Source organism: Aquifex sp. (assembly GCF_056494385.1).
Map to the genome: position 1 here is coordinate 1 of NZ_JBSLZM010000076.1, position 24,434 is coordinate 24,434.

Consider the following 24,434-nt stretch of genomic DNA (forward strand, 5'->3'; position numbering starts at 1 on the left):
AAGGATTATACTTGACTTGGTCTCTCCCTTTGCGAGTACCTCCATAATCCCGGGGTATTTTGTAAAATGCTCGTGAATCTTCTTCCAGTTTTCCTTCTTTGCGGAAACGAGTATATCTATATCCCCTATAGTTTCCTTTCTTCTTCTCAGGCTTCCCGCAACGGATATATTCTCGTAAAAATCTTTCACTTTCTCCATGTGCTTTAGTACCTCTTGGGCCATATTGTAGGCCTCTATTAGAGGTATCCTTTCCTTACTCTTTTCCCATATCTCTATTCCTCTTAAAATCCTGAGTGCCTTTACCGGACCGAATCCCCTAATTCTGTTGAACTTCCCCTTTTTCAGGGCTTCTATAAACTCCTCTTTAGTTCTTATCCCCAATACCTCGTAAGCTACCTTTAAGGTTTTGGGTCCGACTCCCGGAGCATCCATAAGCTCAAGAAGTCCCTCGGGAACCATACGCCTTAGTTCCTCATACTTCTTTATCGTTCCCGTTTTTAAAAACTCCTCTATCTTTAATAAGGTTGATTCTCCTATCCCTTGCATTTTATGGAGCTTTCTCTCATAGAAGGCTTTTTCAACGTCTTCCGGAAGCTCCGCTATAATGTTCGCCACCTTCCTGTAGGTTCTTATCCTGTAGGGGTTTTCACCGAGGAACTCAAGGATGTCAGCCATCCTTTCAAAGATTTTCGCAAGCTCCTGATTTTTGTTCATAGCATTAACTTATGCTCTTTTCACAATCTCCTCAAGGGCTCTTATAAAGGTTGGGTGGCTTTGGAGTGTGGGAATGCGTATGAACTCCTCATAACCGAGTTCTTCCGCAAGGCTTTTATAAACGTGGTCAAGCTCGTAAAGGGTTTCGCTGTGTTCCGATACAAAGGATACAGGAACGACAACGAGTTTCTTAACGCCTTTTTTTATTAAATTTCTTATAGCTTCTTCCGTTGAGGGCTCAAGCCATTTACCGAAACCTACCTTACTTTGGTATGCGAGGGTATAATTAACCTCGGGAAAGTTTTCCATTATAAGTTTAACCGTCTCTTCCGTCTGCCTCTGGTAGGGGTCTCCCCTCTCAACAACTTTTTTCGGCAGGCTGTGAGCTGAGAAAAGAAAGTGGTAATCCTTGGGGTTTTTTACCTTTTCCTTTATACTCTCAACCCACGCTTTTATGAATAGGGGATTATCGTAAAAATGGGAAACTTTTTTCACTTTCAGGTCTCCCCCTTTGAGCTCTTTTAGTGACCTTTGGAACTCGTTAAAGGCAGAGCCGGTCGTCGTTATACTAAACTGGGGATACAGGGGGAGAACTACAAGCTCCTCTATTCCTTCATCAAGGAGTATTTTTAAAGCGTCCTTAATAAAGGGTTTCCAGTATCTCATACCTACGACAACCCTGTATTCTCCTCCCAACCTCTCCTGGAGTGCCCTTGCCTGCTCAAGGGTCTGTTCAAGCTGGGGAGATTTTCCTCCCATTAACTCGTAATACTCTCTCGTTTTCTTTGCCCTTACCTTTGCGATTATTTTTGCGAGGAGTTTTTGAAAGGGTAACTTGAATATGTCGGGGTCGGAAAAGAGGTTGTATAAAAAGGGTTCCACAGCCTCCAGGGAGTCGGGACCCCCAAGGTTTATCAATAAAACACCTTTCTTACTCAATGTTTGCCTCCTTTAAAACCTCTATAAGGTTTTTTGCTGCTTCCTGTTCGGCTTCCTTTTTCGTTCTTCCTTCTCCTATGCTCCTAAACTCCTTTACACTTGCCTCAACGATGAACTTCTTTTCGTGGCTCGGGCCCTCAACACTTATGAGTCTGTAAGATGGTCTTACCTTCCAGTGCTTCTGCGTTATCTCTTGGAGTATGGACTTAAAGTTCTTTTTTGTTTTCCCCTCCTTTATGGCTTTCAGGATTTCCTCACGGAAATGTTTGTAAAAGAGTTCTCTTGTAAAGTTTGCATCTCTTCCGCTGTCTATGTAAACCGCAGCCCAAACTGCTTCAAACACGTCTCCGATAACGGTCTCGTTTATCTTACCCCTCTTTATTTTTATAAATTTTTGAAGCTCCAGTTTCCTCGCAAGGTGATTGAAAAACTCCTCGCTTATGAGGTAAGCTTTTAAGGGTGAGAGGTAACCTTCCCTCTTTTGAGGATAGAGCTGAACGAGAAGGTCTACTATAAAGAAGTTAACTAGTGCATCTCCCAGAAACTCAAGAGTTTCGTAATGTTCCCTTCTTGAAACGGATATGTGGGTAAGAGCCTTTTCAAGGAGTGTTTTATCCCTAAAGGTGTATCCCAGTTTCCTTTCAAGCTCTTCAAGCATTCTCAAAAAGTTTAAGGTAAAGCTTCGCTATCTCCCTTGCCAGGTTGTTCATCCTCCTTATGTACCTTGCCCTTTCCTGAACAGATATAGCCCCCCTTGCATCGAGGATGTTAAATACATGGGAGCACTTGAGAAGGTAATCGTAAGCGGGCATAACCAGCTCATGTTCTATCAATCTCTTTGATTCTCTCTCAAAGAACTCGTAAACCTTAAAAAGCATATCGGTATCCGCAAGCTCAAAGTTATACTTACTCCACTCCCACTCAGAACGTTTGAATATATCACCGTAGGTTATACCTTCCTTCCACTCTATATCAAAAACGCTGTCTTTATCTTGTATATACATCGCTATTCTCTCAAGTCCGTAGGTTATCTCAACCGATATCTCCTCAAGGTCAAGCCCCCCTGCCTGCTGGAAGTATGTAAACTGGGTTATCTCCATTCCGTCAAGCCAGACCTCCCATCCGAGGCCCCATGCCCCGAGGGTAGGGCTCTCCCAGTCATCTTCAACGAACCTTATGTCGTGCTCAAGGGGGTCTATTCCTAAGACCTTAAGGCTTTCAAGGTATATCTCCTGTGGGTTTTCCGGAGCGGGTTTAAGTATCACTTGAAACTGGTAGTAATGCTGAAGTCTGTTTGGATTTTCCCCGTATCTCCCGTCCTGGGGTCTTCTTGAGGGCTCAACGTAGGCAACGTTCCAGGGTTTTTTACCGAGAACCTTTAAAAAGGTTGCGGGGTTCATAGTTCCCGCACCGACTTCAACGTCGTAGGGTTGCCATATTAGACAGCCTTTTTCGGCCCAGAACTTGTGAAGTTTCATTATTATGTCTTGGAAATACATGTAGTTAATTATAAGGGTTATACTCCCTCCTCTAAAACCTTGCGGGCTTCCTCCTCGCTCGGAACACCCACAAAAGCAAGCTTTCCGTCAACTATGCTTGAGGGAACACCCCTTATCATTAGCTTGGTAACCCAATATCTTCCCTCGGGCGTTGATATATCAAGTACGTCATACTTAAAGCCGTATTCCTGCTGAAGTTTTCTCCAAAGGGCATCCGCATGGGGACAGGTGGGACACCATTGAGAAACCAGAAGTATAACGTGCCTGTCCTTTGCACCCATCACACACACCTCATACAGACTATATCCCACTCATCTATGTGCTTCTTTATCTCTTCGTAAGCCTTTTCTCCCGTAACGAGTTCTCTCAAATCCCTCTTTAAGGTTTCCTCGCTAACCGGCCTTATCTTAACTATCCAAGCATCTCCGTAGGGGTCTATGTTTATGTAGTTGGGATCTTCCACAACTTTGGAGTTTACCTCTACGATTTCCCCCTCAACGAGGGCGGGAACGGGACCCGCCCACTTTCCGCTTTCAAGGGTTGCAACGGGTTTTCCTTTCTTCACCTTTGTTCCTACGGGCTTGACCCTTATATGGAGAAGCCTTCCCGCTCTGGTCTGTCCTACGTCCGTCAAACCTAAGGTTACGGTACCGTCTTCGTTTACCCTCACCCATACCTGGTTTTCCACGTCGTAGTATAAATCCTTAGGTATCACACACCCCTGATACTCCCAAGCTGTTCCCAGGTCTTTCTCCTGAGTCCCCATTTGCTTTTAATTTTATGTCCTAAGGCTTCGTAAATCAATATTTACTTATTTTTGTTTTTATAGGAAGTTCTTATATAATTAGGAGACTATGAAAGAACTTGTAGCTTCTGCACTTCTCGGACTTATCTCCTTGGCTTCAGACGGGCAAGATTGGTGTCCGAAAGGAAAGGACGTAATAGTAAGTCCTGCTGTTAAGATGATTGTAGAGGGCATCGTTGATTACGAGGATGAGAACTTTTGTAAGCTCTTGATAAAACATGGAGTAGTTGAGACGGTTCTTATGTTTACGGAGGATGGGAACTACTACAAGGTAATCCAATACGAATACGGGAAAAAGAGGACGGAGCTTGATATAAAGGGAACAAAAGCTATACTTAAGATTTTCAACAAGAAGGGTGAGGTAATAGAAGAACTCAAATCAAAGGAAGCCTTTTAAATAAGTTTCAAGACGTCAAAAAGTAGTATGAAGTTTATCGCAAATATTATTATTCCTACCACTATGTATAGACCCGTGTGAGTCCTGTAGTATCCTCTGTCTACATCTTTTATGGTTTTGTAAAAGTTAAGTGTTCCGAGGCTGAGAGCTATAAGACTGAGAATCATTATAGTTATACCTATAGCCTTCAGGGAAGTTATATCGTGGGAAAACTTTATATGTAGTTTCTTCTGAAGTTCCGTGAGAAATATCTCAAACTTGTCAACCACGAAACCGAATATCATTAGGGCTACGCTGGTTCTTACCCACGCGAGAAAGGTTCTTTCCGCTGCCATGTAAATTCTCGGGTCTATAACTTCTTTTTTGTCCACAACTTCACCTCCTTCTATGTAACGGATGTCCGAGAAGAACTTCAAGAATGCGTAGACATCCGTAAGAACCGCGAGGGATATTAAAACAACGGAACCCTTTATTAAATGCCTATCAATATAACCGAAGAAGAAAATATCAAGGAGTGCAGCTTTATTCAAGACGAGTCCCACCGCACTGGCCTGAAAAGAGAGTTTAAGGATGGATAGATAGGTCCTTTCCGCTGCCATAAAGAGCCTTGGTTCTTTAAGAGGGGGAAGGTGCTTAAAGATAAGCATTTAGATATATTTTTCCACCTTTTTCCTGAAGTTTTCAAGGAGTTTTAATCCCTTCCTTTGACTTTTCTCAGGATGAAACTGAACAGCAAGAACGTTATCAACCTCAACCGAAGAGACGAAATACTCCCCGTAATCGGTCGTCGTTAGGATTACACTTTCATCCTTCGGGATTACCCTGTAGGAGTGGACGAAGTAAAAGAAATCCCCCTCCTTTAAACCGCTAAGAACTTCACTCTCTTTTTTAAACCATAGCTGGTTCCAGCCTATATGGGGAATTTTAATACCCGGAGGCAGTAACTTTACTTCACCTTCAAGAATTCCGAAACCTCTGTGTTCCCCGTGCTCGTAGCTCTTCTCAAATAAAAGCTGGAGACCCAAACATATACCGAGAAAAGGCTTCCCCTTCTCTATGTGCTCTTTTATAGGATTTATAAGGTTTAAATCCTCAAGGTTCTTCATAGCATCCCCGAAGGCACCCACACCCGGAAGAACGAGAACGTCCGCTTCTTTTACCTCCCTGTAGTTACCGGAAACCGTAACTTCGGGAAAACCTACAGTTTCAAGGGCTTTTGATACGCTCCTTAAGTTTCCCATTCCGTAGTCTACTACAACCGTCTTCATAACGTTCTTGGAGCGGGCGACGGGATTTGAACCCGCGACCTGCGGCATGGGAAGCCGCCGCTCTACCCCTGAGCTACGCCCGCTCAGAAAATATTTTATTATATCTCCATTATGGAAATAGTAGACCTAAGAAAGGACGACTGGAAGCTTGATAAAAGACTTGAATACCTCGCAAAGCGGGGAGAAATCCTTGAAGAAGAATACGAAAAAACCGTAAAGGAAATACTAAAAAGGGTAAAAGAAGAGGGGGACAAAGCGGTAATAGAGTTTACCCAAAAGTTTGACGGAGTAACCTTAACTCCCGAAACTATGGAAGTTCCCTACGAAGAGCTTGAGAGGGCTTACAACGAGATAGAACCCGAGGTTAGAAAAGCCCTTGAGGTTGCGGAAGAAAGGATAAGAGTTTTTCATGAAAAACAGCTTGAAAACTCCTTCTTTAAGGAAGAAGAGGGAATAGTTCTCGGTCAGAAGGTTGTTCCCATTGAGAGGGTCGGTATATACGTTCCCGGGGGAAAGGCGGCTTACCCTTCAACGGTTCTTATGAACGCTGTTCCCGCATCCGTTGCAGGGGTTGAGGAAATAATTATGGTCTCTCCTAAACCCAATAAGTATACACTCGCCGCTGCGTTCATAGCCGGAGTAAACAGGGTATTCAAGATAGGGGGAGCTCAGGCTATAGGGGCACTCGCCTACGGAACACAAACGATACCCAAGGTAGACAAGATTGTCGGACCCGGGAATATATACGTCGCGTTAGCAAAAAAGCTCGTGTTCGGAACAGTTGATATAGACATGATTGCGGGACCTTCTGAGATACTCGTTATAGCGGACGAAGGGGCTAACCCGAGGTGGATTGCAGCTGACCTTCTTTCACAAGCGGAACACGACGAGCTTGCAGCATCTATTCTCCTCACACCCTCGGAAACACTGGCACGGAAAGTAAAGGAGGAGGTTTACAACCTCCTTTCCCGGCTTGAGAGAAAGGAGATAGCCGAGAAGTCTCTCGGAAACTTCGGGACAATTTTCATAGTGAAGGACCTGTACCATGCCTGTGAGGTTGCTAACTACATAGCACCCGAACACCTTGAGGTTATGACGAGAGAACCCATGGCTTTACTACCCGAGTTAAAACACGCGGGTGCGATATTCCTCGGAGATTACACGACGGAACCCTTGGGAGACTATGTTCTTGGTCCCAATCACACACTCCCCACAGGAAGAACAGCGAGGTTCTTCTCCCCATTGGGGGTTTATGACTTTGTGAAACGCTCATCAGTTCTTTACGTGTCTTATGAGGGATTTAGGAGGGTGAGCGAGTATGCGGAAGCAATAGCAAAGGCTGAAGGTTTAACGGCCCATGCATTTGCGGTTAAGGTGAGAAGGTGAAAAGGGTTTTCTTTCTCTTTTTCTTAATACTCCTTTCCTGTGCTCCAAAGGTAAGAAAGTGTCCTTCCGGCGATTACGTTCTCTCCCTTATGAGAAAACCACCCGAAAAGGTAAAGATTTACGGACAAGTAAAAGCTTTATTTCTTAGATTTCCATTTATCATCTCGAGGGAAGGAAAGAAAGAGCTTGTAGAGACCCCCGAAGGAGATTTAATGTTTGGGGATTCTTACACTTGTCTGAGGAATTTCTGTTTTGAGTTTCCCTTTACACCTTCTCAGGTAATTTACGCGTACTTTCCAGGAAGGTATAAGCTCGTTATGTGTTCAGATTACCGGATTTACGAATCCGATAAGGGTTTAAGAATTTACGTGAGAAATGGAGAGATAAAGAAAGTCACATACAGGAACGTTGAGATTGTTTACGGGAATAGAACATCTTCGGGCTACTTCAAGGAGCTTGAGATAAGATTAATGGATAAAGCCGTTAAAATTTACGTAGAGGGGTTAATGTTATGAGATTTAACGTTGTTGCAATAGGCGGGGGAACAGGTCTTTCCTCCCTTCTCAGAGGTTTAAAGGAAGAGGTGGGGAAAAACATAAAAGAACTCAGTGCCATAGTTACCGTTGCGGACAGCGGGGGAAGCACGGGAAGGCTCAGAAAGATATACAACATTCCCGCACCCGGAGACATAAGAAACTGCATAGTTGCTTTATCGGATGCCGAGGAGCTCATGCAAAAGTTATTCCAGTATAGGTTTAAAGGGGACGGTCTTGAGGGGCACGCCTTCGGAAACCTGTTTTTAACAGCCCTTACTGAGCTCACGGGAAGTTTCCTTGAAGCGGTAAGGATGAGCTCAGAAATTCTAAAAACAAAGGGAAAGATAATTCCCTCTACGGACGAAAACGTTAACCTCGTCGCGGAGTTTGAGAACGGAGAAGTGGTAAAGGGAGAGGAGGAGATAACCGAATACGGGAAAAAGGGAAACAGGATAAAAAGCATTTGGCTAGAACCCCAAAAACCGAGAGCTCCTGAGGAAGCACTAAGTAAAATAAGGGTAGCGGACCTAATAGTAATAGGGCCGGGAAGCCTATTCACAAGTATAATTCCAAACTTCCTCGTTTCGGAAATAAGGGAAGCGGTAAGGGAAAGCGGAGCACTTAAGGTTTTTATAGTAAACGCGATGACCCAACCGGGTGAGACGGACGATATGACTGCTTGGGACCACATAAAAACCTTTTTGGATTTCTCCGGGCTAGAAAAGGTTGACGTTGCAGTTGTAAATACAAAGATGCCACCCGACAGGCTTCTCAGGAAGTATCTCGCGGAAAACCAGGAGCCGGTCACTCCTGATGTATCAAGAATAGCGAAGGAAGGTATAAAGGTTTACGCGGAGGACCTAATAGGAGATGGCGGGGATTACGTAAGACACTGCTCAAGAAAACTTGCAAGTCTTCTCATTAAAATACTTGAGAATGAACTTTCTAAAGTTTGATACGAGGAAACTCCCCGAAAGCGAGGCGAGTGTAGTTATATGCGGAAGTGGAATAGGGGGTATTACAACGGCTCTTTATCTGAAGGAACTGGGGATTAACCCTATTATACTCACCCGTGGTATAGGGAACACCTATTACTCCCAGGGAGGTATTGCTGCCGCTGTTCTTTCGGATGATAGTCCTTACCTTCACTACTGCGATACGTTAAGAGCCGGAAGATATCTCAACGACGAGATAAACACGAAGATACTCACTTACGAAGGGATAATGAGGATACTTGACCTTGAAAGGTGGGGTGTTAACTTTGACAAGAGGGACGGGTTTTACGATACAACCCTTGAAGGTGGACACTCAAAACCAAGGGTTTTGAAGGTTAAGGACTTCACGGGAAGGGAGATATACACAAAGCTCTTAAACAGGGTGAAAGATCTTAGCATTCCTATAATTGAAGGGGAACTTCAGGAGTTGGTAGTTTCCGAGAACAGAGTAAAAGGGCTTATTTACCTGCGAAATAACTCCCTTGAGTTTATAAGAACTTCTGCTGTAGTTTTAGCTACCGGTGGTGCTGCCTCAATGTATTACTTTACCTCTAACCCCACGAAGGTTAGAGGAGACGGGATAGGCTTAGCTCTCAGGAGCGGAGCTAACGTAAAAAACCCCGAGTTTGTTCAGTTTCACCCTACCGTTTTGAAGAACTCAAACCTGCTTATCTCGGAGGCGGTAAGGGGAGAGGGCGGTATCCTTGTAAACGAGAAAGGAGAGAGGTTTGTGAACGAGCTTCTCCCGAGGGACCAAGTATCCCGAGCTATATACAGGGAACTAAAGGAAGGGAGGGAGGTGTTCCTTGACTTCAGACCCATAGTAAAAAAGGGGATAAAGCTTGAGGAGAGATTTCCAACTATTTATAAGTTCCTCAAAGAAAGGGGCTACGACCCCTACAGGGAGCCCGTTCCGGTTATTCCTGCGGCTCATTACTATATAGGCGGTGTTGAGGTTGACGATAGAGGAAGAACAAGTGTCAACGGCCTTTATGCCGTGGGTGAGTGTTCATGCACGGGTGTTCACGGAGCAAACAGGTTAGCATCAAACTCTCTCCTTGAGGGTATTGTTTTCGGGTGCAGAACCGCATACCAGGTTGCCCTTGATTTAAAGCTATCAAAAAAGACAGATAAACACTTTAAGTGTGGAAGACAAGGAGATAAAAATCCCTCTTTCGGTGTTGAAGACCTGAAAAAATTAATGTGGGAAAAGGTTGGACTTGAGAGGGAAGAAAGTGAGCTGAAGGAGGCAAAAAACAGAATTCTTGGATGGCTTGAAGAAGCTAAGGAGTGGGAACCCTCTCCTAAAAACAGGCAGCTTTTTGATATACTTCTCGTTGCATTGGCTACCGTTGAGGGAGCTATTGAGAGGAAAGAAAGCAGGGGAACCCACTACAGGAAGGACTATCCAAACGAGAGGGAGACATACAGGAGAGATACGGTCCTCTCCCTTTCGGCACTCTTAGAAAAATGATGACCTTTAGCATATCTTTATTACGGTATCTTCATTAAATTCCTTAGAAAAAGGAGGTAGAAAATATGGCTGAAGAAAGGAAGGAAGAGCTCCAACAACAGGAAGCTAAGATGCCTACCAGAGAAGAGATTGAAAAGGTTCTTGACGAGATTAGGCCGGCTCTCAGATTTGACGGCGGAGATGTTGAGCTTGTAGACGTCCAGGATGACGGAACAGTTCTGGTAAGACTCGTAGGTGCTTGTTCGGGATGCGGAATGTCCGTATTAACCCTGAAGGCTGGTATAGAAAGGGTCCTGAAACAGAAGTTCCCTCAGATAAAAGAAGTGAAAGACGTAAACATGGATATACCAACAACCTTCGGCTTTTAACCCCCTTCTCTCTTTACCTTCCACTTAGTTCCCGCAGGTGTATCCTCAAGAATTATACCGAGTTCCTTTAACTTATCCCTTATATAGTCCGCAACTTTGAAGACTTTTTCCTTTCTTGCTATGTTTCTGGCTTCAACAAGTATCTCAATAAGCTTTTCATCGTAAACCTTGCCGGCTTCCAGTTCTTTCTCAACTACCCTCTCAACCTCACATTCGGGATATAGATCCTCAAGGAGTCCGAATATCTTTTTCATCGTATTTAAAAGGGATTTTGAGGCAAACTCGTAAGCTTCAAGCTCACCTTTTGTTATTTTCCCTTCAGAAAAAGCATTGTTCTTTACCTTATTCAGCTCGGTGACAAGTCCGAAAACATGGGCGAGAGCTTCCGGGGTGTTAAAGTCATCGCTCAAAGAAGCGTAAAACTTTTCTTCAAACTCCTTAACATTGTCGTAGAGGGGATGAGTTCCCCCTTGGCTTTCTTCAACTACTTGCAGTTTTTTGAGAAGTTCGTAGTCCTCAATCGCTCCCTTTAGTCTCTCGTAGGCCTTTAGTGTTTCTTCCATCTTCTCCCACGAAAAGTCAAGTGGACTTCTGTAGTGGGTAAAGAGAACGAGCAATCTCAGGACATCGGGGTGATACTTCGTATAAACCTCCTTCAAGGTCACGTAATTTCCAAGGGATTTGGACATTTTCTGACCACCTACCGTTACGAGTCCGTTGTGCATCCAGTAACGGGCAAAGGGTTTCCCCGTTATAGCTTCCGCTTGTGCAATCTCGTTTTCGTGGTGAGGAAAGACGAGATCAAGCCCCCCGCCGTGGATGTCTATGGTCTCCCCCAAGTGCTTAAACACCATGGCAACACACTCGGTATGCCATCCGGGTCTTCCCTTTCCCCAAGGTGAATCCCAAGCGGGTTCTCCCGCCTTTGAGGCTTTCCAAAGTGCAAAGTCAAGGGGGTCCTTCTTCTTCTCTGATGGTTCTATACGTGCACCGGCTATAAGCTCTTCTATATCCCTTTTTGATAGCTTTCCGTAGTCTTTAAACTTCTTTACGGAAAAGTAAACGTCCCCCTCAACGACGTAAGCGTATCCCTTATCTATCAACTTCTGTATAACATCTATTATCTCCTTTATGTGTTCCGTTACCCTCGGTTCAACATCCGCGGGCTTTACTCTTATGTTCTCCATATCTATGTAGTATCGGGCTATATATCTGTCTGCTATCGTCATAAAGTCCGTGCACTCTTGCCTTGCCCTGTTTATTATCTTGTCGTCAACGTCGGTGAAGTTCCTCACGAACTTAACCTTATACCCGAGGTGCTCAAGGAACCTCCTGAAAACGTCAAAGACTATAAGACTTCTTCCGTGCCCCACGTGGGAGTCATCGTAAACGGTAACACCGCATGTGTATATGAGAACCCTGGGCGGATTTATGGGAACAAACTCCTCAACCTTCCCCGAAAGCGTGTTGTAAATTCTGAGACTCATAATTTTATTTTATTAAAATTCACATAAAATATTCTTACTATGCCGCAGCTTTTTAAAACAAAGAGCGAGATAGACAGCCTTGCTATTAATACTATACGTTTTCTGAGTGTTGATATGGTAGAGAGGGCAAAGTCGGGACACCCCGGCATGCCTCTCGGAGCCTCTCATATAGTCTATCTCCTCTACGATAGGATAATGCGCTATAACCCGAAAAATCCTAATTGGTTCAACAGGGACAGGTTTATACTCTCTGCAGGTCATGGCTGTGCTATGCTTTACTCCGTGCTATACCTTTTCGGTTTTGACCTCACCCTTGATGACCTTAAGGCCTTCAGACAACTGAACAGCAAAACACCCGGACATCCCGAATACGGACTCACACCCGGCGTTGAGGCAACCACCGGGAACTTAGGGCAAGGTTTCGGTAATGCGGTCGGAATGGCTATAGCTGAGAAGTTCTTATCAACTATATTCAACAAGGAAGGATATCCTATAGTTGACCACTACACCTACGTTCTCGTATCCGATGGAGACCTTATGGAAGGAGTATCCTACGAGGCCGCAGCCCTTGCTGGGCATTTTAAGTTGAACAAGCTGATAGCTATATGGGACAACAACCATATAACGATAGACGGCGATACAAAACTCGCATGGAGTGAAGACGTTTTAAAGAGATTTGAGGCTCTCGGATGGGAAGTTTTCCACATAGAGGACGGATATAACCTCGAACTCCTTGAAGAAGTTATAAAAAGCGCGAAGGAGTCCGATAAGCCTACCTTCATCTCGGTAAGAACCCATATAGGATACGGAACGCCGCTCCAGGATACCGCGGAAGTTCACGGAAAGCCCATGGGTAAAGATGTTGCCGAAGAAACAAAAAATAGGTTCGGTTGGCCCTCAGAGGAGTTTTACGTCCCCGAAGAAGTTCTAAAATACACGAGAAGAAAGGTTGTTGAAGGAGCAAAGCTTGAAGAGGAGTGGAACAGGCTATACGGAGAGTATAAGGATAAGTTTCCCGAACTTGCGGAAACCTTTGAAAAAGCGTTAAACAAAGAATGGAGTCTTGAGTGGATTGAAGAGGTAGAAGAGTTTACGGAAGATATGCCCACGAGAAAAGCCTCCGGAAAGGTTTTAAATGTTATGGCGGATTACATACCTACCCTTATAGGGGGTTCTGCTGACCTTTCGGAGTCGGTAAACACGGTTCTGAAGAAGTATCCCGACTTTGAGGCGGAAACACCTCACGGAAGGAACATCCACTACGGGGTAAGGGAACACGCTATGGGAACAATCCTGAACGGAATGGCTTACCACGGGGGAATACTCCCCTATGGAGGAACATTCCTCATATTCTCCGAATACATGAGGCCTGCCATAAGAACCGCCGCCCTTGCAAACCTTCAGGTCGTTTTTGTTTACTCGCACGACTCAATAGGCCTCGGTGAGGACGGCCCCACCCACCAGCCCGTTGAACAGCTCTGGAGCTTAAGGAGTATTCCTAACCTGTGGCTCGTAAGACCTGCTGATGCAAACGAGGTTAAATACGCATGGGAGATAGCCCTAAGGAGAAAGAACGGACCAACCGCTATAATTCTCACGAGGCAGAAGGTAAAAACCATAGACAGGAAAAAGTATGCTTCTCCGGAGGGTGTCAGGAGGGGAGCTTACGTAATAGCAGACACTCAAGGAAAACCTGATGTCATAATCATAGCAACAGGCTCGGAGGTTCAAGTTGCACTCGGTGCCAAGGAGCTCCTTGAGAAAAAGGGCATAAGGACGAGGGTAGTTAATATGGTATGTTGTGAGCTCTTTGACGAACAATCGGAGGAATATAAGAAGAGTGTTCTTCCTCCAGACGTAAAGAGAAGGGTTGTTGTGGAAGCCGGAAGGGATACGGGGTGGTATAAATACGTTGGTGAAGAGGGGTTAATAATATGTCTTAATGAGTTCGGAAAGTCAGCACCCGGAAGTGTTCTCTTTGAATACTTCGGATTTACCCCTGAGAACGTAGCGGAGAAGGTCATTGAAAAGTGGTTCAAGTAGTTCTATAATTAAAAATTCTGGAGGAGGGTGTAGCTCAGTTGGTAGAGCGGGGGACTGTGGATCCCCGTGTCGCGGGTTCGAGTCCCGTCACCCTCCCCATCAAAACCCATGAAAGCCTTCAATCCGAGAGATATTGAAAAAAAGTGGCAGAAACGCTGGGAAGAAGCAAGGTTATTTAAAGCCCAAGAGGAAAGGCCTAACAAGTTTTACGTCCTTGAGATGTTTCCCTACCCCTCCGGAAGAATCCATATGGGACACGTGAGAAATTACACCATAGGGGACGCTATAGCGAGATACCTCAGAATGCGGGGTAAAAACGTCCTCCATCCTATGGGTTGGGACGCCTTCGGACTGCCCGCAGAAAACGCGGCTATAAAACACGGGATACATCCGGCAAAGTGGACCTACGAGAACATTTCCTATATGAAAAAACAGTTAAAGATGCTCGGATTTTCCTACGACTGGGATAGGGAGATAGCAACCTGTGACCCTGAATACTACAAATGGAATCAATGGATATTTTTAAAGATGCTTGAAAGGGGAATAGCTTACAGGAAGACCGCAAAGGTGAATTGGTGCCCTCACGACCGGACGGTTCTCGCAAACGAGCAGGTAATAGAGGGGAAGTGTTGGAGGTGTGGAACTCCCATAGTTCAAAAGGAGGTTCCATCGTGGTTCTTAAAGATAACGGCCTACGCGGATAGACTCCTTGAGGATTTAAAGAAACTTGAGGGGAAGTGGCCCGAAAGGGTTATAGCCCAGCAAAGAAACTGGATAGGACGTTCTGAGGGAGCTCTAATCAAGTTTTACGTTGAACTTGAAGACCCGGAAAAATTTATAGACTGCATTCCCGAGGAACTTAAAGAAGCCGTATTAAAAGATAGAAGAATTTACATAGATGTTTTTACAACGAGACCTGATACTGTTTTCGGAGCAACCTTTATGGTTCTCGCTCCCGAACACCCCCTCGTTCCCGTTCTTGCGTGCATAGGGGAAAAACTCGGAAAGGTTTGTTACGGAGACGTTGAAGCCTTCGTAGAGAAGATGAAAAAGATGTCTACCCGTGAGAGAACAATGGAGGAGGAAAAGGAAGGGGTATTCCTGGGAGTTTACGCGACAAACCCCGCAAACGGAGAAAAGATACCCGTATGGAGTGCTAACTATGTCCTTTACGAATACGGAACGGGAGCGATAATGTGTGTTCCCGCTCATGACCAGAGGGACTGGGAATTCGCGAAGAAATACAGACTTCCCATAAAACCTGTTGTAAAGCCCGAAGAAGAGTGGGACTTTGATAAAGGAGCTTACGAGGGAGAGGGTGTTCTTATAAACTCGAACAGCTTCAACGGACTTAATAACGAAGAAGCAAAGAAAAGAATAACCGAGTGGTTAAATGAAAAAGGTCTCGGAGACTTTAAGGTATCCTACAGACTAAGAGATTGGAACATATCAAGACAGAGGTATTGGGGAACCCCCATTCCCGTTGTTTACTGTGAAAAGTGCGGTATGGTTCCAGTTCCCGAGGAAGAACTTCCCGTAAAGCTTCCCCTTGACGTTAAGTTCACGGGACAGGGGAATCCCCTTGAAACCTCCGAAGAGTTCGTAAATACAAAGTGTCCTAAGTGCGGAGGAAAGGCGAGAAGGGAAACGGATACGATGGACACCTTCTTTGACAGCTCCTGGTATTTCTTAAGATTCTGTGATTCCAAAAACGATAAAGAGCCCTTCTCAAAAGAGAAAACCGACTACTGGATGCCCGTTGACGTCTACATAGGAGGAATAGAACACGCTGTTTTACACCTCTTATACGCAAGATTCTTTCAGAAGTTCTTAAAGGATATAGGGCTCGTGAGGGACGACGAACCCTTTGAGAAGCTGATAACCCAGGGTATGGTTCTGAAAAAGTGGGTTAGCGTGAAAAAACTCCTTGATTACCTCGGACTTTCTGAAGAGGATGATATTGAAAAGCTAAAAGATAAACTGGAGGAGCTAAAGGGAGTTGTTAAGAAGGGATAAAAACGTATAATAAAAATATTGGACGGGGTGTAGCGCAGGTGGTAGCGCGCTGGCATGGGGGGCCAGAGGTCGCCGGTTCGAGTCCGGTCACCCCGACCATTTACCCCACCCCATGGAACTCCTCTGGATTCAAAGGCTTACTTGTTGCGGAAACACCCACTCCCTCCTCAGCTCAGATAAGGCTGAGTTAATCTTTGAGGAGTTTAAGGTTCTGTTTCATCCCTCTTTTTCTCTAAACACGGAGGAAGAAGTCGTAAGTGAAGTTCTAAAAAGGGGAAAACTTAACGTTTTCGTTCTTGAAGGAGCTGTAAGAAAGGACGATGAGACAATAAAGAAGCTCTGTGAGATTGCGGACTACGTCGTTGCGGTGGGAAACTGTGCGGTTTACGGAAACATACCGGCTCTCGGTAGGGAAAACGTCTCGGGTCTTCAGTACAGGTTTAAAGAGAAGGGAGGATTTCTCGGAAGGGAGTTCAGGAGTAAGAAGGGTTATCCCGTTATAAATCTTTCGGGATGTCCGGCAAACCCGGAGTGGATTACGGGAACGCTCCTAAAGATAAAGAGGGGAAAGCTAGAACTTGATGAGCTCGGGAGACCTAAGGATTACTACGGGAGTCTAACCCACTGGGGGTGCTCAAGGAACGAGTTCTTTGAATGGAAGGTTGAGGCGAAAGAGTTCGGAAGAAGAAAAGGGTGTCTCTTTTACCACTTCGGATGCAGGGGACCCATGACACATGCCAGTTGTAACATCATACTCTGGAACGGAGTAAACTCAAAAACCAGGGCGGGAACGCCGTGCTTTGGGTGCACCGAGTATGATTTTCCCCGTGAAAACCTCTGGGAGACGAAGCAGTATGCTGGCATTCCTGCGGAACTTCCCCTCGGTGTATCAAAGAGGGGCTATATTATGCTCTCGGGTGTTGCAAAGATGTTCGCACCCGAAAGGCTGAAGGATGAAGATTGAGAAAAAGGTATTAACAAGGGTTGAAGGGGAGGCTTCCCTTAAGCTTGAGTGGAAAGGAAAGATAATTAAAGACGCAAAAATCATTTTCAACGAGGTAAGGGGAATAGAAAGAGTTTTGAAGGAAAAACCTTTCATGGACGCCTTGGTTATAAACCCAAGGGTCTGCGGTATATGCGGGCATGCTCACCTCATAGCCACGGTCAAAGCCATCGAAGACGCAATCGGAATAAAGGAAGTTCCCAAAAAGGCGGAAATACTCAGGAGGATAACAAGGTTGACCGAGATAATCCAGAACCACGTAAAGTGGTTTTACCTCTTTATACTTCCCGATTTTGTCAAACTTAAAGAAAGCCTTCACGAGTATAAACCCTTTTCAGGGAGTAACTGGAGACAGGCGGTTAAGGTTTCCTCCGAGGTTGTAAAGGTTATAGCGCTCTTTTCGGGGCAATGGCCCCACTCCTCTTACGCCGTTCCTGGGGGCATAACCTCAACCCCTTACGAAGAGGACGTGTTCAGAGCGAAGACTCTTATAAAAAACTTCAAGAGCTTTTTCCTTTCACGTGTCGTAGGGTTGGATGAAGAAGAGTTTAAAAATCTCAGGAAGAAAGGGGAATACGAAAATCTTAAGGGGGACCTCGGTAAATTCTTTGAGTTGTGCGAGGAATTTTCCTTAAGCGGAGCAGGAAGGTCCTACGGAAGGTTTATAAGCGGCGGAGGGTTTATAGATACTCTAAAGCCTTCCTACAAGAAAGAAAAAGGCAGAAGGTTTAAGTTTTCACCGAAGTTCGTTGAGGTTTTAAATCCACCATCCTACACACTTTCAAGACCCGTAAGGTATAAGGGGCTTCCTTTCGAAACGGGACCATTAGCAAGGCAGGTTTTATGTAGAAATCCCTTTGTTGATAGGTTGTTTTCGGAATTCGGAGATTCCTTTATGGTTCGTGTGGCAGCAAGGGTTCTTGAGTTGTGGGAAATCATTGAGAAGGTTGAAGAACTCCTTACGGAGCTACTAAACCGTATAAATGAGCAGTCCGTAACGGGCGAATTACCGAAGGAAGTAAGCGGAAGTGGAATAGGAGTCGTTGAGGCCGCAAGGGGAACGCTTATACACAAAGTTGAGATAGAAAAGGGCAAGATAAAAGCTTACGAGATAATAACCCCCTCTCAGTGGAACCTGGGCCCGAGATGTGAGAAATACCTCGGTGTGGCGGAAAAAGCCTTAATCGGTCTTGATAGCTCTCTTAAGGCTGAGATGGTTTTAAGGAGCTTTGACCTTTGTTCCGTTTGCACTACCCATTAATCACTTTACAACCGTTAGAAATATGGAGAACTTATCTCTTTTTACCTTATACTTAGTTATCTCAAGTTTATCCCTGAACTGTTTAGGAACTTTTTGGTAAATTTCCGTATTCTTGAACACGTCAAGAAGGCTGAACTTTAGGTATTCCCCTTCCCTCTTAAAGTGTTTGTCCTTCGTAATTTCGTCAATTCCATCGGGAGAGAGTATCTTAAGGTAAACTCCGAAGTCCTTCAGCTCGTCATCTTCACTCTCGTTGAAAACCTTATTGCTTTCCTCCCTTCCCCTGAACTCAAATCCCTTCGGAAATATGAGAACCCTCTTCTTTCCCTTTATCTTCACAACTCCTTCGTCAAACTCAAAATCAAGTGATGAAAAGGTTTTCTTGAAAGCTTCCTTTTCAATTTCAACCTCAACCTCGTTGTCTATAAGGTTTCCGAAGTGAAGTAGGTCCTCTATAAATATACCCATGACTAATTATCTTTATACACAACCCTTCCCTCTTTTATGGTGTATATCACCTTACCCTTCAGAACCTTGCCCCACAGGGGTGTGTTCCTGCTCTTTGATAAGTTCGTCTCTCCGTTGAGAACCCACTCTTTATTCTGGTCAAATACCGTCATATCCGCCGGGCTTCCCACTCTCAGGGTTCCGTACGGAAGCCCCAGTATTCTTGCAGGATTTACAGTAAACATCTCTATAAGTCTTTTTAAACTAATAAAACCTTCCCTATAAAGGTTTAGAGCCATAGGGAGAGCGGTCTGGAGTCCTATTATGCCGGGCGATGCAAACTCTACGAGCTTCTTCTCAAAGGGTGCATGGGGAGCGTGGTCGGTGGCAAAGCAGTCTATTATTCCCTCCCTAACCGCCTCTATGAGCTTTTTTCTGTCTTCTTCCTTTCTGAGCGGAGGGTTTACCCTTGCGTTTGCCCCGCTTTTTAAAATCTCCTTTTCGGTAAATGTAAGGTGGTTGGGGTTTACCTCGCAGGTTATATTAACCCCTTTATCTTTGAAATACTTTATGAGCTCAACACCGAAGGAAGTTGTAAGGTGCTGGATATGAACCCTCGCTCCCGTGTAGTGAGCGAGAACACCGTCCCGTGCTATCTGTATATCTTCCGCAGAGGGGTCCCTTTCGGAGAGTCCGAGAAGGGCGGATATCTCTCCTTCGTTAACAGCACCGTAGGCGAGTTTATCGTCTTCACAGTGGTCAAGTATAACCGTGTTAAGCTCTGTTGCTATCTCCATGGCCCTCCTCATGAGGGAGTTGTCCATTACGGGACTCCCATCATCCGTAAAGGCAACACACCCGGCTTCCTTAAGAGCGTAAAGATCTGCTAACTCCTTGCCTTTCCTTCCCTTCGTTATAGAACCCGCCGGCAGGATTCTGCAAAGTCCTACTTTTTCCGCTTTCCCAAGGACGTATTTAACAACGCTCGGACTGTCAATAGGAGGATTTGTATTCGGCATACAAACTACGGTTGTAAAGCCGCCTGCTACCGCACACCTGCTACCGCTCTCTATATCCTCCTTGTAAGTCTGGCCGGGGTCCCTAAGGTGGACGTGTATATCAACGAATCCCGGACAAACTATTAATCCCTGGGCGTCTATAATCTCCGCCTCCGGAACAAGAATGTTTTTATCTATCTCCTTGACTACTCCGTTCTCTATGAGAAGGTCAAACCTCCCCTCAAGGTTCTGGGACGGATCAACGAGGTATCCGTTCTTTACAATAAGCTTAAGCATGTAAATTTTATATACTAAAATCTTATGAGAAGAATCTTGCCTTTGAGCCTTTTATTTCTCTCCTTTGCATTTCCTATGGCCGAACCTACCGGGAGTCCTCCCGAGGTAAAAAATATTAAGGTAATCGTTGTAGATAAAAAAGGTGTAAAGCACCTTTTAAAGAGCCCTACCTGTGAGGGTTTATCCTACATAAAAGTGAAGAAGGGAGACGTTGAGTATGCGGTTTCACTTACGAACGTTGAAAAGATGGACATAATCAACGTTAGCGGTGATAAAGCTATAGTGAAGATATTCTTCAGAAACGGAAAGTCCGAGGTTTTTGAACTTCCTTCTAACTACTTTTGTAGTGCGGCCTCTGATATAGGAAACGCTTCCTTTACCATAAAAGACGTTAAAGAAATCCTGTTCAGGAAGGAGGAACAATGAGGAATGTAGCGTTAGTTCCTTTGGTTATTCTGGTTTTCTTTACGGGTTTTATACTTGGTCAGAACACAGATAAAGAAGAGGATAAGTATTTTTACCTAAAGCTCTTTTCAAAGGTTCTGAAAATCGTTGAAAGGGAATACGTAGAAGAAGTTCCCATAAAGAAGCTGATATACGGGGCTATAGACGGAATGGTTTCCTCTCTGGACCCATTCTCCGACTTCTTTACTCCGGAACAGTACAAGGAGTTTATGCAGGAAACGGAAGGGGAGTTCGGAGGAATAGGTATTGAGATAACTATGGAAAAAGGTAGGCCTATAGTAGTTTCCCCCATAGAAGGGACACCTGCCTGGAGAGCCGGTCTCAGGCCGGGTGACGTAATAATAGCCATAGATGGCCAGGATACCTTTAACATGTCCCTGATGGAAGTTGTGAAGAAGATAAGGGGAAAACCGGGAACAGAGGTGAAACTCACGATTCTGAGGAAGGGTGTTGATAAACCAATAGAAGTTGTGATAACGAGGGCGAGGATAAAGGTTCCCAGTGTGAAGTTTACAAACTACAAAGGAATAGGCTACATAAAGATATCCCAGTTTACGAGCGGAACAGCGAGAAGTCTGGAAAAGGCGATAGAAACTCTTGAAGAGCAAGGAGTATATGGCTTCATAATAGACCTAAGGAACAATCCCGGGGGACTCCTCACGGAAGCCGTTGACGTTGCAGACCTTTTTGTTCCTAAGGGAAAGCTGATAGTTTACACGAAGGGAAGAAGGGGAGAGATAAACAGATACTTCGCGGAAAGAGACCCCCTTACCCACAATCTTCCCGTTGTTCTTCTCGTAAATAAAGGCTCTGCGAGTGCCTCCGAGATAGTAGCGGGTGCCCTCCAGGACTATAAACTGGCTACACTTGTAGGAGAAAAGACTTTCGGAAAGGCATCGGTTCAGAACATAATCCCCCTTGACGATGGTTCAGCAATAAAGCTCACAATAGCCTACTACTACACCCCCAAAGGAAGACTTATACACAAGAAAGGCATAACACCGAACGTAGTTGTAAAGATGGACCAAAAGACGTGGGATGAACTCTTCAAAAGGATAAGACAGCTAAGGTTTGAAGGGCACACCGAAAGGGTTATACTCCTTCCCGAAATAGACATTCAGCTGAGGAAGGCCATTGAGATACTTCAAAGGAAGGAAGAGCTTAGAAATGCAGGATGATAACGCTGGCAGTTGAAACCTCGTGCGATGAAACAGCCCTTGCACTCTATGACACGGAAAAGGGTGTTATAGGGGATATAATTCTATCCCAGGCGGTTGTTCACTCCCCCTTCGGGGGTGTCGTTCCGGAACTTTCCGCAAGGGAACACACGAGAAATATTCTTCCCCTCTTTGATAGGCTCTTAAAGGAAACAAAGTTTGACATGAAAAAGATAGACTTCATTTCCTTCACACTCACACCCGGTCTTATACTCTCTCTCGTTGTGGGTGTGGCCTTTGCTAAAGCGCTTGCCTACGAGCTAAATAAACCCCTCGTTCCGGTTCACCACCTTGAGGGACATATATACTCCGTTTTCCTTGAAAAAAAGCTTGATTATCCCTTCCTTGCCTTGATAGTGTCGGGGGGACATACGGATATGTATCTGGTTAAGGATTTCGGAAGATACGAGTTTCTGGGGGGAACCCTTGACGACGCTGTCGGAGAGGCTTATGACAAGGTTGCCAAGATGCTAGGGCTCGGATATCCGGGAGGACCTATAATAGACAAACTTGCAAAAGAGGGAAGAAAGCTTTATGAGCTCCCGAAACCCCTATTAAACGACGAGACCCTAAACTTTTCCTTCAGCGGACTGAAGACAGCCGTCTTAAATCTCTTAAAAAGGGAAAAGAACCTAAGAAAGGAGGATGTTGCTTACTCCTTCCAGGAAACGGTGGTTGAGATTCTCCTGAAGAAAACCTTAAAGGCAGTTCAGAAAACGGGTGTAAAGAGGGTTGTCGTGGTGGGGGGTGTTTCAGCTAACTCAAGGCTGAGAGAGGTCTTTAAAAAGGTTTCCGAGGAAAAAGGATTTGAGCTATACATTCCTCACCCGAGGCTTTCCACAGATAACGCGGTTATGATAGCTTACGCGGGTGCGGAGAGGTTCAAGAGGGGGATAACAGCTCCCCTTGATATAAACCCCCAGCCCAATATTCCCCTGGAGGAGTTCGGAAGATTGTTCACCTGAATGTTATCCTAATCCTGAAAACCCCTTCTTTGTACTCAGCCCTTACTTTCCAGCGGTGAAGTTCAGCAAGTTTCTTGACAACGTATAAACCTATTCCCGTTCCCCTATCCGTTTCTTTGTAGAACTTCTCAAAGATTTTTTCGGTATTTTTCACAGGTTTTGAGGGATTTTCCACCAGAAGTTCTTTTTCATCAAGTTTTATCCTTACCCAATTTCCTGTGTTATGTTTAAAAGCGTTTGAGACCACGTTATCCACAATTCTTTTTATCGCTGGGGGTTCACCCTTTAAACTTACCTTCTTCAGTTTAAGCTCTACCTTTATTTCCGGGTAAAGCTCTTTAAAGTCCTTCACAACACCTTCAACAACCTCACTTATACTTACCGGTTGCTCCACGTTAAAGGAAACTAGCTGTAGGGAAGATAGATTATCGCTCAAAGCTATTAACTGATTTACCGCTTCTTCCATTCTTTTTAAAGATTCCTCACCACACTTTCTTTTTAGTATTTTCATGTTTATTAACAAACTCGTTAGGGGTGTCTTCATATCGTGCGCCACGTCCCTTGATATTTCTGTCATAACCTCTACGGCCTTCCTTAGAGGAGATATTGAATAAAAGGAAAATATCAGGGAAAGAATAAGGTTAAGAAGCGTAAAAAAGGAAAGATAAATAACGTGGTTTTTAATAACTTCTCTCTTTCTTTTTTTAAGCTCCTCGGAAGGGTAAATTATTTTTAAAACGTCTTCCTTTACACCCGGTATGGGGACGAGAATATACAGACCGCTCTCGTCTTCGTATAACGTGTAAAAACTCTTTCCTTCATTTTTAACTATATCTATGCGGAACTCACCTCCCTTAAAGGTATAGGAGTAATTTATCAACCTGAGATAAGTGTTGTGCTTTAAATCTTTCAGGTCTACCTTGACCATTAGAGCGGTTATCACTAAGAGTAAAACCTCTATTGCGGTAAAGAAGAGTAGGAAGGACTTTAAAAGGGACTCCCTTTCATAACTCGTTAACCTACTCAAGAACATAACCGAGACCCTTTACCGACTTTATATTCAATCCCGTTTTCCTTCTGAGTGTGTTTATTATTACCCTTAGTCCTGTGGGTGACGGGTTTCTCATACAGTCAAGGAGTGCATCTCTGTGAACCGTTTTCCCTGCATTCTTCAGGAGTTTTAAGAGTATACACCTCTCTACCTCTCCGAGCTCAATTTCTTCATCTCTCAGAAAGAACCTCCCGTTTTTATAAAGGAGTTCTCCGTAAGATAGTGTGTCTTCTTTTATACGTGCCTTAAGTCTTACAAGAAGCTCTTCAGGGTCAAAGGGTTTCTTTATGTAATCGTCTGCTCCCGACTCAAATCCCCTCGCTATTGTAGGTATATCCGTCATAGCACTGATTATTAAGGCGGGAGTGTTGTCCTTTATATCCCTTAGGAACTTAATAAGCTCTATGCCGTCGCCATCTCCGAGGTTAACGTCTATAATGTATGCGGTGTATGTAGTTTCTTCCAGTTTGTTTATAGCCTCTTCGTAACTGAAGGCTATATCAACCCCGTATCCGTTTTCCTCAAGGAACTCCTTAAGACTTAAGGCGAGAAGTCTGTCGTCTTCAACGAGTAGTATTTTCCCGCTCATCATTCAGAATCTAAACCCCAGCTTAAGGGATACTGTCCTGTCTATAGCATCCCAGCTAAGTCCTTTACTGTAGGTAATGGTAAAGAAAAGTTTATCGGTTAAATCGTATAGGGAGAAAAGCGTCAGATACGGGTAATACTTCTTCCTCAGAGAAGATTCCGTTAAATCCAGAGATAGGTTTAGATAAAGCTTTTTAAGCTCGTATCCCGCTCCT

Annotated in this window: 27 protein-coding genes and 3 tRNA genes; 15 read left to right on the forward strand and 15 right to left on the reverse strand. The window is 44.6% G+C overall.

What is annotated here, in order from left to right; all coding sequences use genetic code 11:
• The 6 genes from ACWB1W_RS05970 to gcvH all read right to left on the reverse strand — a co-directional run.
• Nucleotides 1–714: helix-hairpin-helix domain-containing protein (locus ACWB1W_RS05970; RefSeq protein WP_479370469.1), on the reverse strand; the 714-nt coding region annotated here is incomplete at its 3' end.
• Between the two features lie 9 nt (nucleotides 715–723).
• Nucleotides 724–1,653 carry a ferrochelatase gene (hemH, locus tag ACWB1W_RS05975; RefSeq protein WP_479370470.1) on the reverse strand — a complete coding sequence of 310 codons (930 nt, stop codon included), beginning with the start codon at nucleotides 1,651–1,653 and terminating at the stop codon, nucleotides 724–726.
• Nucleotides 1,646–2,317, reverse strand: coding sequence for a ribonuclease III (gene rnc, locus ACWB1W_RS05980; RefSeq protein WP_479370471.1), 672 nt, complete (start codon nucleotides 2,315–2,317; stop codon nucleotides 1,646–1,648). The genes hemH and rnc overlap by 8 nt, the downstream gene beginning before the upstream one ends.
• The gene (locus ACWB1W_RS05985; protein ID WP_479370472.1) at nucleotides 2,304–3,152 is read right to left on the reverse strand and encodes a glycine--tRNA ligase subunit alpha; all 849 of its coding nucleotides are present in this window, start codon (nucleotides 3,150–3,152) and stop codon (nucleotides 2,304–2,306) included. The genes rnc and ACWB1W_RS05985 overlap by 14 nt, the downstream gene beginning before the upstream one ends.
• 17 nt (nucleotides 3,153–3,169) lie before the next feature.
• Complete coding sequence (locus ACWB1W_RS05990) at nucleotides 3,170–3,433, reverse strand: thioredoxin family protein (protein ID WP_479370473.1); 264 nt, start codon at nucleotides 3,431–3,433, stop codon at nucleotides 3,170–3,172.
• Nucleotides 3,433–3,918: a glycine cleavage system protein GcvH gene (gcvH, locus tag ACWB1W_RS05995; RefSeq protein WP_479370474.1), complete on the reverse strand. Its 486-nt coding sequence runs from the start codon at nucleotides 3,916–3,918 to the stop codon at nucleotides 3,433–3,435. Before gcvH ends, ACWB1W_RS05990 begins: the two co-directional genes overlap by 1 nt.
• Nucleotides 3,919–4,006: 88 nt before the next feature.
• Between gcvH and ACWB1W_RS06000 the strand changes: the two genes are divergently transcribed.
• A complete protein-coding gene (locus tag ACWB1W_RS06000; RefSeq protein WP_479370475.1) occupies nucleotides 4,007–4,354 on the forward strand; it encodes a hypothetical protein in 348 nt (115 codons plus the stop codon).
• Here ACWB1W_RS06000 and ACWB1W_RS06005 read toward each other — a convergent pair.
• The 3 genes from ACWB1W_RS06005 to ACWB1W_RS06015 form a co-directional block, all read right to left on the reverse strand.
• Nucleotides 4,351–5,001 carry a YidH family protein gene (locus ACWB1W_RS06005; RefSeq protein ID WP_479370476.1) on the reverse strand — a complete coding sequence of 217 codons (651 nt, stop codon included), beginning with the start codon at nucleotides 4,999–5,001 and terminating at the stop codon, nucleotides 4,351–4,353. The genes ACWB1W_RS06000 and ACWB1W_RS06005 overlap by 4 nt on opposite strands.
• Entirely contained in the window at nucleotides 5,002–5,622 is a 621-nt protein-coding gene (gene hisH, locus ACWB1W_RS06010) for an imidazole glycerol phosphate synthase subunit HisH (protein ID WP_479370477.1), read from the reverse strand.
• An 8-nt stretch (nucleotides 5,623–5,630) separates the two neighbouring features.
• Nucleotides 5,631–5,705 (reverse strand) — tRNA-Gly (locus ACWB1W_RS06015).
• 28 nt (nucleotides 5,706–5,733) lie between these two features.
• Here ACWB1W_RS06015 and hisD point away from each other — a divergent pair.
• The 5 genes from hisD (at nucleotide 5,734) to ACWB1W_RS06040 (ending at nucleotide 10,381) form a co-directional block, all read left to right on the forward strand.
• Nucleotides 5,734–7,008 carry a histidinol dehydrogenase gene (gene hisD, locus ACWB1W_RS06020; RefSeq protein WP_479370478.1) on the forward strand — a complete coding sequence of 425 codons (1,275 nt, stop codon included), beginning with the start codon at nucleotides 5,734–5,736 and terminating at the stop codon, nucleotides 7,006–7,008.
• The gene (locus ACWB1W_RS06025; protein WP_479370479.1) at nucleotides 7,005–7,523 is read left to right on the forward strand and encodes a hypothetical protein; all 519 of its coding nucleotides are present in this window, start codon (nucleotides 7,005–7,007) and stop codon (nucleotides 7,521–7,523) included. Before hisD ends, ACWB1W_RS06025 begins: the two co-directional genes overlap by 4 nt.
• Nucleotides 7,520–8,500: a gluconeogenesis factor YvcK family protein gene (locus tag ACWB1W_RS06030; protein ID WP_479370480.1), complete on the forward strand. Its 981-nt coding sequence runs from the start codon at nucleotides 7,520–7,522 to the stop codon at nucleotides 8,498–8,500. The genes ACWB1W_RS06025 and ACWB1W_RS06030 overlap by 4 nt, the downstream gene beginning before the upstream one ends.
• Nucleotides 8,481–10,013, forward strand: a complete 1,533-nt coding sequence (gene nadB / locus ACWB1W_RS06035; RefSeq protein ID WP_479370481.1) for an L-aspartate oxidase — start codon at nucleotides 8,481–8,483, stop codon at nucleotides 10,011–10,013. The genes ACWB1W_RS06030 and nadB overlap by 20 nt, the downstream gene beginning before the upstream one ends.
• Before the next feature lie 65 nt (nucleotides 10,014–10,078).
• Complete coding sequence (locus ACWB1W_RS06040) at nucleotides 10,079–10,381, forward strand: NifU family protein (RefSeq protein ID WP_479370482.1); 303 nt, start codon at nucleotides 10,079–10,081, stop codon at nucleotides 10,379–10,381.
• Here the strand turns inward: ACWB1W_RS06040 and cysS are convergent.
• Nucleotides 10,378–11,868: a cysteine--tRNA ligase gene (gene cysS / locus ACWB1W_RS06045; RefSeq protein WP_479370483.1), complete on the reverse strand. Its 1,491-nt coding sequence runs from the start codon at nucleotides 11,866–11,868 to the stop codon at nucleotides 10,378–10,380. The genes ACWB1W_RS06040 and cysS overlap by 4 nt on opposite strands.
• A gap of 39 nt (nucleotides 11,869–11,907) precedes the next feature.
• Between cysS and tkt the strand changes: the two genes are divergently transcribed.
• The 6 genes from tkt (at nucleotide 11,908) to ACWB1W_RS06075 (ending at nucleotide 18,191) form a co-directional block, all read left to right on the forward strand.
• Complete coding sequence (tkt, locus tag ACWB1W_RS06050; RefSeq protein WP_479370484.1) at nucleotides 11,908–13,911, forward strand: transketolase; 2,004 nt, start codon at nucleotides 11,908–11,910, stop codon at nucleotides 13,909–13,911.
• A 23-nt stretch (nucleotides 13,912–13,934) separates the two neighbouring features.
• A tRNA-His gene (locus tag ACWB1W_RS06055) sits at nucleotides 13,935–14,010 on the forward strand.
• A 9-nt stretch (nucleotides 14,011–14,019) separates the two neighbouring features.
• Nucleotides 14,020–15,927, forward strand: coding sequence for a leucine--tRNA ligase (gene leuS, locus ACWB1W_RS06060; protein ID WP_479370495.1), 1,908 nt, complete (start codon nucleotides 14,020–14,022; stop codon nucleotides 15,925–15,927).
• A 23-nt stretch (nucleotides 15,928–15,950) separates the two neighbouring features.
• Nucleotides 15,951–16,026 (forward strand) — tRNA-Pro (locus tag ACWB1W_RS06065).
• A gap of 13 nt (nucleotides 16,027–16,039) precedes the next feature.
• Nucleotides 16,040–16,891 carry an NADH-quinone oxidoreductase subunit B family protein gene (locus ACWB1W_RS06070; RefSeq protein ID WP_479370485.1) on the forward strand — a complete coding sequence of 284 codons (852 nt, stop codon included), beginning with the start codon at nucleotides 16,040–16,042 and terminating at the stop codon, nucleotides 16,889–16,891.
• A complete protein-coding gene (locus ACWB1W_RS06075) occupies nucleotides 16,881–18,191 on the forward strand; it encodes a nickel-dependent hydrogenase large subunit (RefSeq protein WP_479370486.1) in 1,311 nt (436 codons plus the stop codon). Before ACWB1W_RS06070 ends, ACWB1W_RS06075 begins: the two co-directional genes overlap by 11 nt.
• On the opposite strand, the gene ACWB1W_RS06080 is transcribed toward ACWB1W_RS06075, so the two are convergent.
• Both ACWB1W_RS06080 and ACWB1W_RS06085 read right to left on the reverse strand, forming a co-directional pair.
• On the reverse strand, nucleotides 18,192–18,659 hold the full coding sequence (locus ACWB1W_RS06080) for a hypothetical protein (RefSeq protein ID WP_479370487.1): 468 nt from the start codon (nucleotides 18,657–18,659) through the stop codon (nucleotides 18,192–18,194). It abuts the gene before it with no gap.
• Nucleotides 18,660–18,661: 2 nt separating this feature from the next.
• Nucleotides 18,662–19,933, reverse strand: coding sequence for a dihydroorotase (locus tag ACWB1W_RS06085; protein WP_479370488.1), 1,272 nt, complete (start codon nucleotides 19,931–19,933; stop codon nucleotides 18,662–18,664).
• 24 nt (nucleotides 19,934–19,957) lie between these two features.
• On the opposite strand from ACWB1W_RS06085, the gene ACWB1W_RS06090 reads away from it, so the two are divergent.
• Genes ACWB1W_RS06090 through tsaD form a run of 3 tightly spaced genes read left to right on the forward strand, consistent with a single transcriptional unit; the run spans nucleotide 19,958 to nucleotide 22,580 of the window.
• Nucleotides 19,958–20,359 carry a hypothetical protein gene (locus ACWB1W_RS06090; protein WP_479370489.1) on the forward strand — a complete coding sequence of 134 codons (402 nt, stop codon included), beginning with the start codon at nucleotides 19,958–19,960 and terminating at the stop codon, nucleotides 20,357–20,359.
• The gene (locus ACWB1W_RS06095) at nucleotides 20,356–21,576 is read left to right on the forward strand and encodes a S41 family peptidase (protein ID WP_479370490.1); all 1,221 of its coding nucleotides are present in this window, start codon (nucleotides 20,356–20,358) and stop codon (nucleotides 21,574–21,576) included. Before ACWB1W_RS06090 ends, ACWB1W_RS06095 begins: the two co-directional genes overlap by 4 nt.
• Nucleotides 21,573–22,580: a tRNA (adenosine(37)-N6)-threonylcarbamoyltransferase complex transferase subunit TsaD gene (gene tsaD, locus ACWB1W_RS06100; protein WP_479370491.1), complete on the forward strand. Its 1,008-nt coding sequence runs from the start codon at nucleotides 21,573–21,575 to the stop codon at nucleotides 22,578–22,580. Before ACWB1W_RS06095 ends, tsaD begins: the two co-directional genes overlap by 4 nt.
• Here the strand turns inward: tsaD and ACWB1W_RS06105 are convergent.
• The 3 genes from ACWB1W_RS06105 to ACWB1W_RS06115 all read right to left on the reverse strand — a co-directional run.
• A complete protein-coding gene (locus ACWB1W_RS06105; protein WP_479370492.1) occupies nucleotides 22,573–23,613 on the reverse strand; it encodes a sensor histidine kinase in 1,041 nt (346 codons plus the stop codon). The genes tsaD and ACWB1W_RS06105 overlap by 8 nt on opposite strands.
• Nucleotides 23,600–24,223, reverse strand: coding sequence for a response regulator transcription factor (locus ACWB1W_RS06110; RefSeq protein ID WP_479370493.1), 624 nt, complete (start codon nucleotides 24,221–24,223; stop codon nucleotides 23,600–23,602). Before ACWB1W_RS06110 ends, ACWB1W_RS06105 begins: the two co-directional genes overlap by 14 nt.
• The coding region (locus tag ACWB1W_RS06115) for a hypothetical protein (RefSeq protein WP_479370494.1) at nucleotides 24,224–24,434 on the reverse strand (211 nt) is incomplete at its 5' end.